The 10,374-nt window shown below is 64.1% G+C and carries 10 protein-coding genes; all 10 read right to left on the reverse strand.

Translation table 11 applies throughout. The annotated features are described in order from the left end of the window. Positions 1–169: 169 nt before the first annotated feature. From JQK15_RS25905 to JQK15_RS25950, 10 genes are read right to left on the reverse strand one after another with little or no spacing between them, the layout of a single operon-like run. Positions 170–1,474: an MFS transporter gene (locus tag JQK15_RS25905; protein ID WP_214869428.1), complete on the reverse strand. Its 1,305-nt coding sequence runs from the start codon at positions 1,472–1,474 to the stop codon at positions 170–172. Next, positions 1,471–2,130 (reverse strand): retropepsin-like aspartic protease family protein, encoded by a 660-nt coding sequence (locus JQK15_RS25910; protein ID WP_214869431.1) that lies wholly within the window; start codon positions 2,128–2,130, stop codon positions 1,471–1,473. The genes JQK15_RS25905 and JQK15_RS25910 overlap by 4 nt, the downstream gene beginning before the upstream one ends. After that, the gene (locus tag JQK15_RS25915) at positions 2,130–2,918 is read right to left on the reverse strand and encodes an MBL fold metallo-hydrolase (RefSeq protein WP_214869434.1); all 789 of its coding nucleotides are present in this window, start codon (positions 2,916–2,918) and stop codon (positions 2,130–2,132) included. The genes JQK15_RS25910 and JQK15_RS25915 overlap by 1 nt, the downstream gene beginning before the upstream one ends. Next, a complete protein-coding gene (locus tag JQK15_RS25920; protein ID WP_214869438.1) occupies positions 2,915–3,703 on the reverse strand; it encodes a TatD family hydrolase in 789 nt (262 codons plus the stop codon). Before JQK15_RS25920 ends, JQK15_RS25915 begins: the two co-directional genes overlap by 4 nt. Before the next feature lie 4 nt (positions 3,704–3,707). Next, the gene (metG, locus tag JQK15_RS25925) at positions 3,708–5,276 is read right to left on the reverse strand and encodes a methionine--tRNA ligase (protein WP_214869441.1); all 1,569 of its coding nucleotides are present in this window, start codon (positions 5,274–5,276) and stop codon (positions 3,708–3,710) included. 43 nt (positions 5,277–5,319) lie between these two features. After that, positions 5,320–6,291: a DNA polymerase III delta subunit-related protein gene (locus JQK15_RS25930; protein ID WP_214869444.1), complete on the reverse strand. Its 972-nt coding sequence runs from the start codon at positions 6,289–6,291 to the stop codon at positions 5,320–5,322. Next, the gene (gene tmk, locus JQK15_RS25935) at positions 6,288–6,914 is read right to left on the reverse strand and encodes a dTMP kinase (RefSeq protein WP_214869447.1); all 627 of its coding nucleotides are present in this window, start codon (positions 6,912–6,914) and stop codon (positions 6,288–6,290) included. The genes JQK15_RS25930 and tmk overlap by 4 nt, the downstream gene beginning before the upstream one ends. Continuing rightward, on the reverse strand, positions 6,911–8,074 hold the full coding sequence (locus JQK15_RS25940) for a D-alanyl-D-alanine carboxypeptidase family protein (protein ID WP_214869450.1): 1,164 nt from the start codon (positions 8,072–8,074) through the stop codon (positions 6,911–6,913). Before JQK15_RS25940 ends, tmk begins: the two co-directional genes overlap by 4 nt. A 47-nt stretch (positions 8,075–8,121) precedes the next feature. Continuing rightward, entirely contained in the window at positions 8,122–9,093 is a 972-nt protein-coding gene (locus JQK15_RS25945) for a septal ring lytic transglycosylase RlpA family protein (RefSeq protein WP_214869452.1), read from the reverse strand. Next, positions 9,077–10,129, reverse strand: a complete 1,053-nt coding sequence (locus JQK15_RS25950; protein WP_125986038.1) for a lytic murein transglycosylase — start codon at positions 10,127–10,129, stop codon at positions 9,077–9,079. Before JQK15_RS25950 ends, JQK15_RS25945 begins: the two co-directional genes overlap by 17 nt. Positions 10,130–10,374: the final 245 nt, after the last annotated feature.

Here is a 10,374-nt window from a genome sequence, read left to right on the forward strand (position 1 = left end):
CGCGAAGGATGAACATGACAGCAGCGCTCCGCCGATGATCCAAACTGTGTCATCTCTATCTAGCGGGGGTGTGTCATTTCTAAATGGCGCTTACAAGATTTAAGTTCGATAATATATATTATGTTAAATTATGAACAGGATCGATGGGAGATATTCCTCCTCGTCCATCTCAATCCTCCAGGATGCGGCTATGGGCTTTGGTGTCGCGCATGCGGATGTAGACCGTCAGCGAGATAGCGATCATGACGCTGACATAAATATAGAAAGCCGGCTCGATCCCGGACTGCTTGAACCATAGCGCAACGAACTCGGCCGTGCCGCCAAACAAGGTATTGGCGAGCGCATAAGGCAGCGCGACGCCGAGCGCACGGATATGCGCGGGAAACAGCTCGGCCTTCACCACCGCGTTGATCGAGGTATAGCCGGTGACGATCACCAAGCCCGCCATCACCAGCAGCCCAGCGACCAGCGGATCGCGCGTCACCGCCAGCGTGGCGAAGATCGGATAGGTGCAGAGCACGCCCATGATGCCGAAGCCGATCATCAGCGGCTTGCGCCCGATACAATCGGACAAGGCGCCAGCCAAAGGCTGCAACAACATGAAAACAAACAATGTTATCCCATTGATTTCCGACGCTGTTTCACGACCGAAGCCGGCCGTATTGACCAGGAATTTCTGCATGTAGATAGAATAGGCATAGAAGGCGATCGTGCCGCCGGCGGTCAGCAGCATCACCGTCAGCGTTTCGCGCGGATGGTTGGTGATGAGTTCGATGAAGCCGGATTTGGGCGCGCCTTCGGCCTTGGCCACTTCAAAGCTCTGGGTTTCTGCGAGGCCGCGCCGCAGCCAGAAGACGATCACCGCCAGCGCGCCGCCAATGGCGAAGGGAATGCGCCAGCCCCAGGCGTCAAGTTCCGCCTCCGTCAGGATAGACTGGAGCAGCAGCAGCACGCAGATCGCCACCAACTGCCCGGCAATCAGCGTCACATATTGGAAGCTGGAATAGAATCCGCGCCGGTCCTTGCCGGCCATTTCGGTGAGATAGGTCGCGCTGGCGCCATATTCGCCGCCGATCGACAGGCCCTGCATCAGCCGGGCCAGCACGAGCAGCAGCGGCGCGCCGACGCCGATCACCTCATAGCCCGGCGTCACCGCGATCAGCAGCGACCCGGCGCACATCAATGACACTGACAGGGTAAGCCCGCTCTTGCGGCCGTGACGGTCGGCATAGACGCCCATCAGCCAGGCGCCGATCGGTCGCATCAGGAAGCCCACGGCGAAGATGCCGGCCGCGCTCAGCAACTGGGCGGTGCGATCCTCGCTCGGAAAGAAATGCGGGGCGAAATAGAGGGTGAAAGCGGCATAGGCATACCAGTCATACCATTCGACCAGATTGCCGGTGGAACCGCCGATGATCGCCTTGAGCCGGGCGCGTTTGTCGGGTGCCGCCCCCTGCCCCTCATGTGACGTCATGGCGTCAGCACCATTTCACCATTTTCAACGCTCCAACTCTTGAGACGGGACAGCATATTCATGCCGATGACATTGACGTCGCCCAGCGCCGGCGAGACGACAACCTCGACATCATTGGCGCGCAGCGGTCCGACCGTCAGCGTCGAGATGCTGGCGCGGCGCGCGTCGATCTTGCCATTGGCGGTGTTGAGCGGGATCGGGGGCGCGTTCATGTCGATATTGAGGCCGGTGGCGCGGGCGGTATTTTCCGAAAGGGCGGTGATGGTCGCGCCACTGTCGATCAGGAAGCGCGCGGACATGCCGTTGACCATGCCCTCCACCCAATAATGGCCGTCCGGCGCGACCGGAATGCGCACCACTTGCCCATCGGATTGGATCGGCGGTGGGGCCGGCGGCGGCACGGCCTGTGATATGGCTTCGGCACTATTCTGCGGCTGGAGCAAGGCCCCCTCCTCCGTTGCGAACTTTGCCGGCATCAGCCCCGCCTTCTGGGCAAAGGTGAAGAGGCCGAGCAGGGCGCCGAAGATCAGCACCCAGAGCAGCGCCATCCGCACGAAGCTGCCCAGCGCGATGCGGCGGCCGATCAGGGCGGAGCCGACCAGGACCAGGGCGAGCAGATACCAGATGCTGGACATCGCCTGATCCGTGCCGTCCATCAGTGGGGTGCTCCGTCGTTAAGGTCAATGACCAACCCGTCATAGCCCGGCTCCACGCCTTTGGGGAGCGTGGCGCACAAGGTGGCATAATCCATGCTCTGGTCCATATGCGTGAGGATCGCGCGATTGGGCCGGGTCGCCATGATCCCTGCCAATGTCATCTCCAGATGGGCATGGGTGGGATGCGGCCGGGCGCGCAGCGCATCGACCACCCAGATGTCGAGATCATCGAACAGCGCCAGCATATCCGGGGTTATTTCATGAAAATCCGTAGCATATCCGACATGACTATCATCATGACTGAAGCGGAATCCAGTCGAATAAATGTCGCCATGGGGCATGTCGGTGCAGGCAATGTCGATATCGCCGATCCGCAGCCCATCGGGCAGATCATGCGGGACGATGATTGGCGGATAGCCCCCCCTCCCCGCAAAGGCATAGGCAAAGCGGGCCTGGAGCAGGCGCATCGTCTGGGCACGGGCATAGCCGGGGATCGGGCTGCCGCGATGATGGAACAACTGGCGAACATCGTCGATGCCATGGCTGTGATCGGCATGGTCATGGGTCCACAGGATCGCATCGATGTCGATCACGTCGGCCGCCAGCAATTGCGCTCGCAGGTCCGGGGATGTGTCGACCAATATCCGGGTCGTCGCGCTTTCCACCAGGATCGAGACGCGGGTGCGGCGGTTGCGCGGTTCCGTTGGATCGCAGGTGCCCCAATCATTGCCGATCCGGGGAACGCCGGAGGATGTGCCGCTGCCAAGGATGGTCAGCTTGAGGCTCATGCCTGCGGCCGGCCCTCGATCTTGGCAAAGAGGCGGAGGAAATTGGCCGAGGTGGCCGCCGCCAGATCCTCGATGCTCTCGCCGCGCAGATCAGCCAGGAAGCGCGCCGTGTCGGCGACGAAGGCCGGCTCGCACGACTTGCCGCGATGGGGCACCGGTGCGAGAAAGGGCGAGTCCGTTTCCACCAGCAGCCGGTCGAGCGGCAGGCGCGCGGCCGTTTCCTGCAGATCATTCGCGCTCTTGAAGGTCACGATGCCCGAAATGCTGATGTAGAAGCCAAGGTCCATCGCCGCGTCGGCAAAGGCGCCGCTGGCGGTGAAGCAGTGAATGACGCCGCCATAGGCCCCCTTCCCCATTTCGTCCCGCATGATCGCCAGCGTATCCTCCTCCGCTTCGCGGGTATGGACGATCAGCGGCAGGCCGGTCTCGCGGCAGGCGGCGATATGGCTGCGGAAGCTTTTCTGCTGCCGCTCGCGATCGCTATGGTCGTAATAATAATCGAGGCCCGTTTCACCGATGCCGACGACGCGCGGATGGGCCGCGCGCTCGACCAGCTTGGCGGTGTCGACATGGGGATGCTCGTCCGCCTCATGCGGGTGGATCCCCACGGTCGCCCACACATCCGCCTCGCGCACCGCCGTACCCAGCACATCGTCCCACTCGCTTTCGCGGGTGGCGATGTTGAGCATCAGGTCGACGCCGCGCGCGCGGGCGCGTTCCAGCACATTCTGCTGATCCTCGATCAACCCCTTGTAATTGAGGTGACAATGGCTGTCGATCAACATGGGTTCAGGCGTCCGCTTCGGTCAATTCCAGGCGCGGGAAGAGCGGCTTGGGCGCGGCCAGCACGAAATCGCTTTCGGCCAGGTCGCTATACCAATGATCGCCGATCGCGCCATAGCTGCGCTTGTCCGCCGGCACGCCCATATGGTCGAGCAGCGCGGTGGCGCTCGCCGGGATCACCGGCTGGATCGCGACCGCCAGCTGGGCGATGGCGATGTAGAGCGTCGCCAGCACCGTCTCCATCCGCTGGGGATCGGTCTTGCGCAGCGACCAGGGCGCCTGCGCGTCGATATATTGGTTGCAGGCAAAGGCCGCGCGCAGCCAGGCGTCAATCGCCACCGACGGCGCAAGATCGGCCATGGCGGCCGGCATGTCGCCGCGCACGACCTTGTCGATCAGCGCGAACAGCTCCGTATCGGCGGCGTCATGGCCATTGATGGCCGGCAGGCGCCCTTCCAGATTTTTCGCGATGAAGCTCAGCGTGCGCTGCGCGAGATTGCCGAACGCATTGCCCAGATCGCTGTTCGAGCGCTGGACAATCGCTTCGGCGCTATAGCTGCCGTCATTGCCGAAGGTCACTTCGGACAGCAGGAAATAGCGCAGCTGATCGACGCCGAAGCGTTCGGCCAATTCCATCGGATCGGCGACATTGCCGACCGACTTGGACATCTTCTCGCCGCGGTTCAGCAGGAAGCCATGGCCGAATACCTGCTTGGGCAGCGGCAGCTTCGCGCTCATCAGGAAAGCTGGCCAGTACACCGTATGAAAACGCACGATATCCTTGCCGATGATATGGGTGATGTCGCCACCCTCCGCCCAATAGCGCGCCATCCGTTCCGCGTCGTCGGGATAGCCGCAGCCGGTGATATAGTTGGTCAGCGCATCGACCCAGACATACATGACATGGCCGTCTGCGCCAGGCACCTGGACGCCCCAGTCGAAGCTGGTGCGCGAAATGCTGAGATCGGACAGGCCGCCCTCGACGAAGCGCAGGATTTCGTTGCGGCGGCTTTCCGGGCGGATGAAATCGGGCTGGCTGTTATAGAGCTCCAGCAGCTTGTCCTGATATTGGGACAGGCGGAAGAACCAGCTTTCCTCAACCGTCCATTCGACCGGCGTTCCCTGCGGCGACAGCTTCACGCCGCCCTCGCCCTCGGTGATTTCCTTCTCATCATAGAAGGCTTCGTCGCGGACCGAATACCAGCCCTCATAGCGGCCCAGATACAGGTCGCCATTGGCCTCCATCGCCTGCCAGATCGCCTGGCTGGCGCGGTGATGATCCGGTTCGCTGGTGCGGATGAAACGATCATAGCTGATATTCAGGCTATCGTTCATCTGCTTGAAATAGGACGACATCTTATCGGCCAATTCGCGTGGCTCGATCCCCCGGTTGCGCGCCGTCTGGGCCATTTTCAGGCCGTGTTCGTCGGTTCCGGTCTGGAAGAAGACATCGCGGCCCATCATCCGCTGGAACCGGGCGATCGCGTCGGTGGCGATCACCTCATAGGCATGGCCGATATGCGGACGGCCGTTGGGATAGGAGATGGCGGTGGTGATGGTGTAAGGCTGCGACATGCAGCCTCCCTAGCGGCTGTTCGCGTCGCCGCAAAGCCGCTTTTCAGGTCGCCGCATCAGCCAATGCCGCGACATGGCCGCCCAGCTCGAAAACGACCGAGGCCGGGTCGAGCGACAGGATCACCGCGCCGCCCGCCAGATGCCGCGCAGCTTCCCAATGATCGAGCGCGCTGCCCAGTGCCGGGCCATGACGGGTCCGGGCGGCCTGGGCAATGAAGGCAGGCGCGCGCTCCAGAAAGGCTTCGTAACGCGGCTTGGCCGCCTTGCCCGCCAACGTCTTGGCCAGGCGCAGGCGCTCCCGATTGCCAGGATCACCGTCGGCCGCGATTGCCAGCAGCGATTTTTCGAGGCCCGCAAGGTCGAGGCCCGCATAGCGCAGCGCGCGACCGGGCGAACCCTCCCCGGCGCGCAGCAGGGCGTCGAGTTCCGGCCCGGACAGGCTTTCATCCTCGCGCCGCAGCACCGTCGCCATGGCCCCGTCCGACAGAGGATCGAGGCGCATCGTGCGGCAGCGCGAGCGGATGGTGGGCAGCAGCCGGCCGGGCGCATGGCTGACCAGCAGGAAGATCATGTCCGCCGGCGGCTCTTCCAACGTCTTGAGCAGGGCATTGGCGGCGCCGCGCTCCAGATCATCGGCACTGTCGATCACGACGATGCGACGGGAAGAGAGCGACGGCGCCGACTGGATCAGCCGCTGCAGGCCGCGCACCTGGTCGACGCTGATGTTGCGTGCGGTAACGCCGTCCTTCTCTAGCGGTGCCAGTTCGGCATAATCGGGATGCGCGCTCGCCTCGATCAGGCGGCGGATTGGGTGACTTTCGGGAACGGCAAGCCCCTCGCCCTCGATCTTCGGGCCGGCTGCATCCGCCAGCAGGCGCATCGCCATGGCGCGGGCAAAGCTGGCCTTGCCAATGCCGCGCGGGCCGCTCAATATCCAGCCATGATGCATGCGGCCGCTGCTTGCCGCCGCCAGCAGGGTCTGCGCCTGGGCGTCATGCCCGACCAGTGACGTCATGACAGCAGGTCGTCCAGTGCCGCGAGCAGCCGGGCAGTGACATCGTCCGCCGTGCCCGACGCGTCGATCGCGCGGACCCGTGCCGGCTCATCGGCGGCAAAGCGGACGAACGCATCGGCCACGGCGCGGTGGAAGGCGCGGTCGCGGCCGCCAATCCGATCCGACACGTCGCCGTCACGGGCATGGGCGCGGGCTTCCGCCTCGGCTTCCGGCAGGGTCAGGAACAAGGTGCGATCGGGCAGGAAGCCGGCGCTGCCGATCTGGTGCAGCGCCAATATGTCGGCATCGCTAAGATCGCCCTGCCCCTGATAGGCACGGCTGCTGTCGAGGAACCGATCGGACAGCACCCAGGCGCCACGGGCCAGCGCCGGACGGATCGTCTTTTCGATATGGTCGGCACGCGCGGCGGCGAACAGCAGAGCTTCGGCGCGGGCATTCCAGCGGTCAGCGCCGCCAGTCAGCAGCATGGCACGGATCGCTTCCGCCCCCTCGCTGCCGCCCGGCTCGCGGGTCTCGACAACCTCCAGCCCGTGCGCGCGCAGAGCCGCCGCCAGCGCACGAAGCTGGGTCGACTTGCCGGCGCCCTCGCCGCCTTCGAGCGTGATGAAACGGCCTGTGATCACCCGAAGAAGGACTTCAGGCCATTCCAGAGACGACCGAAAATGCCCGCTTCCGCGACATCTTCACCAGCGACCAGCGGCAGCACCTGCGGCGGCGTATCCCGGGTCTGGACGATGAGCTGGGCGATCTGTTGGCCCTTGGCGATCGGCGCCTTGATCGGGCCGGTATAGACGACCTTCACCTTCACGTTGGCCGACGCGGTGCGCGGCATGGTGACCGCCATATTCTGCGGCGCGACCAGCGACACGGTCGATGCGCTACCGAGCTGAACCGCGGCGGTCTCGACCGTCTGCCCCTTCTTGAACAGCGGCTGCGCCTTCCAGGCGCGGAAGCCCCAGTCCATGAAGCGGACGGATTCGGTAATCCGGCCGTTGAAGCTGGTCAGGCCGGCGACCACCATCACCAGGCGGCGGCCATCCTGCTCGGCCGATCCGGTGAAGCCGAAACCGGCTTCTTCGGTATGGCCGGTCTTGAGGCCGTCGGCGCCCGCGATCTTGCCCAGGATCGGATTGCGATTGGCCTGCGCAATGTCGGAGCCGCCCATGGTCTTGCCCCAGGTAAAGGAGCGGGTGGCGTAGAATTTCTTGTAGAGATCCGGCGTCTCTACGATCGTGGCTTCGGCAAGCTTGGCCAGATCTTCGGCGGTGACATAGGTCACGCCCTCGTCAGGCCAGCCATTGCTGGTGCCGAAATGGCTGTTCTTGAGGCCCATGCGCCTGGCCTCTTCGTTCATCAGTGCGACGAACGCCTGCTCGGTGCCGGCAATGCCCTCGGCCAGCACGACGCAGGCGTCATTGCCCGACAGGGTGACGATGCCGTGCAGCAAATTTTCGACCGACACCTGCTCGCCCACCGACAGGAACATGGTCGAACCGGCCTTGGGGCCGTGCCATTGCTGCCAGGTTTCCGGACGGACCGTGAATTTGGTGTCGAGCTTCAACTCGCCCTTCTGGATCAGGCGGAAGGCAACATGCGCCGTCATCATCTTGGCCATCGAGGCCGGCGGCATCCGGGTCTCGCCGCCCTTGTCATAGAGGACAGCGCCCGAGGAAAGGTCCTTGAGATAGGCGATCGGCGCCTCGCTCGTATAAGGCGGGGCCGCGGCAACCAGCGGCTGGGCCAGCAGACCGACGAAGAGAGTGGCGGCAACGGTTTTCTTCATGAACTCAAGCCTTCGACTGGATAGATTCGCTGGACGCATCGCTATGATTAGCGCGCGTCATTAGCCATGACACGGACATTCGCAAAGCCCTTCGCTGCCGCCCCCTTCACGCCGGCCTGCGCCGCCTCCTGCGAGGGATAAGGACCATAGCGCACCCGCCAGACCGAACCGGCCGCAACGGCGTGCGCGCCGATCTGCCTGGCCAGCGCCTCGGCCCGGCTTTGGGAAGAAAGCGCTGCAACCTGAACGACATAGCCGCCCGATACGGGTTTTGCCGGCGTTGCGGTCTTCGGGGCCGGCTTGGGACTGGGTGGCGTGGGCGTATCGAAGGATGCGCCACGACGGCTGGAACTGCTCGAAGCCGGGATCGCCTGAACGACGGGGCGCGCGGCCTGAACCTGCGCTGGCTGGCTTGCCGGCACTTGCGCCAGACGCCCGCGCAGCACCTTCAGCAAGGGTTGCGGCGTGTCGATCCGCTCGGGCGCGCGCTGGCGGGCCCGCAGCAAAGCCTTTTCCTGCTCGGGTGGATTGACCCGCCGGACGCGAACGGCCGCGGCGCCATCACCGGTAATGCCCAGTTGCTCGGCCGCGCCACGCGACAGGTCGATGAGCTTGTCGTCGCTGAACGGACCACGATCGTTGAGCCGGACCAGAATGGTGCGACCGCTATCCAATGCCGTCACCTCGACATAGCTTGGCAGGGGCAAGGTCTTGTGGGCGCCGCTGATCGCCGACGGCACGAAATCCTCGCCATTGGCCGTCGGCTTGCCCGTAGCCTCCTCGCCATACCAGCTGGCATAGCCGACCTCGTCATAATTGACCGGATCGGCGGGGACATAGGTCTTGCCGCCCACGCTATAGGGTTCGCCGATCTTGACCGGTTCGTCCGCAACCGCTGGCGCCGTTGCAGGTGGCGCGGGGCGTGGCGCCGGCGGCGCAACGGCCTGCTCGCTGCCGCAGGAGGCCAGCAGAGACGCCGCGCCGCCCAGCGCGAGCCAGTTCCTATTGCTTGACCGCATCGGCCAGCAACCCCACGGAAAGAGCGTAGAAATTGGAGCAATTATAGTCGAGGATCGCCCGATAATTGCTGGTCAGCAGATAGGCGGTCTTGCCCGGCCCGTCGGGTTCCAGCAGGGTTGCCATGACAGTGTCCGCCGGCCAGATGCCGCTGGCCGGGAACAGACCCAGCTTGCGCCATTCGGCCATGGTCAACCAGCGGCTGTGGCGATTGAAGACCCGCGGGCAGCGCGGTGCCGTCGTGCGCGCGGCCACCGAGGCGCGGTTGAAGCTGGTCGGCACGCTGACCGCTACGCCCCAGGGCTGGCCCCGCCGCCATCCGGCCGCAACGAAATAATTGGCGATCGAGGCGAGCGCATCCGCCTGGCTGGTCCAGATATCCGCCCGGCCATCGCCGTCGCCATCCTTGGCGAGCTTGAGATAGACCGAGGGCAGGAATTGCGGATAGCCGGTCGCCCCGGCCCAGCTGCCGACCAGCCGGCTGCGCGGTACGCCATCGTTCAGCATCTTGAGCGTCGCCAGCAATTCCGGCTCGAACAAGGTGCGTCGGCGCCCCTCATGCGCGAGCGTCGCCAGCGACCGGATCAGGTCGAAATCGCCGGTATAGGAGCCATAATTGGTTTCATGGCCGAAAATGGCGACCATGATTTCTTCGGGCACGCCGGTTTCGGCCTCGATCCGGGCCAGCCGCGCGCGATTGGCGGCATAGACCGCCCGCCCACGGCTGATCCGGGCGGCATCGACATGCTTGACCCGATAAGGCTCGAAATTGGGAATGGGCGAATAGGCACCGCCGCCCGGCTGACTCTGGTCAAGCGCCACGACGCGCGGGTTGATCGTCAGGGTCGGAAAGACGGCGTCCAGCGTCGCGTCGCGAATGCCCATGGCGCGTGCCTTGGGGCGCAGGGATTCCAGATAAGCGCGAAAATCCCCATCATCCTGCGCGATCGCGACCTGCGGCGCAGCCAATCCCGCCACAACCGTCGAAAAACCCATCATCAGCGCAATGGCCAGCGAATTGAACCGAGAATCTGCCATGGCCTTTTGTGGCACAGCCAGGGCAACCGGCGAAACCCCTATCCGATACGAAGTCGCGAATGGGCGACCATTCCCCTCAATATTGTCATTTTTGCCCTTGGCTTGTTCGCCCGCTTCGCTAGGAAGCGTCGCAACGGAAGTGTGGCCGAGTGAGTAGCCCCTAGATTTCTGGACGCCTTCTATCCTAATTTTGAGGACAGGAGACGACGATGGGGAAGCCCAATTTCAGCGATGAGTTCAAGCGT

Origin of the sequence: Sphingobium sp. BHU LFT2, from assembly GCF_018604485.1 — a bacterium.
Classification (GTDB): Bacteria; Pseudomonadota; Alphaproteobacteria; order Sphingomonadales; family Sphingomonadaceae; genus Sphingobium; species Sphingobium yanoikuyae_A.

Bases quoted from the DNA above. Each gene is read 5' to 3' on its own strand.
- JQK15_RS25905 (WP_214869428.1), bottom strand. From the start codon at position 1,474: ATGACGTCACATGAGGGGCAGGGGGCGGCACCCGACAAACGCGCCCGG.
- JQK15_RS25910 (WP_214869431.1), bottom strand. From the start codon at position 2,130: ATGGACGGCACGGATCAGGCGATGTCCAGCATCTGGTATCTGCTCGCC.
- JQK15_RS25915 (WP_214869434.1), bottom strand. From the start codon at position 2,918: ATGAGCCTCAAGCTGACCATCCTTGGCAGCGGCACATCCTCCGGCGTT.
- JQK15_RS25920 (WP_214869438.1), bottom strand. From the start codon at position 3,703: ATGTTGATCGACAGCCATTGTCACCTCAATTACAAGGGGTTGATCGAG.
- metG (WP_214869441.1), bottom strand. From the start codon at position 5,276: ATGTCGCAGCCTTACACCATCACCACCGCCATCTCCTATCCCAACGGC.
- JQK15_RS25930 (WP_214869444.1), bottom strand. From the start codon at position 6,291: ATGACGTCACTGGTCGGGCATGACGCCCAGGCGCAGACCCTGCTGGCG.
- JQK15_RS25940 (WP_214869450.1), bottom strand. From the start codon at position 8,074: ATGAAGAAAACCGTTGCCGCCACTCTCTTCGTCGGTCTGCTGGCCCAG.
- JQK15_RS25945 (WP_214869452.1), bottom strand. From the start codon at position 9,093: ATGCGGTCAAGCAATAGGAACTGGCTCGCGCTGGGCGGCGCGGCGTCT.
- JQK15_RS25950 (WP_125986038.1), bottom strand. From the start codon at position 10,129: ATGGCAGATTCTCGGTTCAATTCGCTGGCCATTGCGCTGATGATGGGT.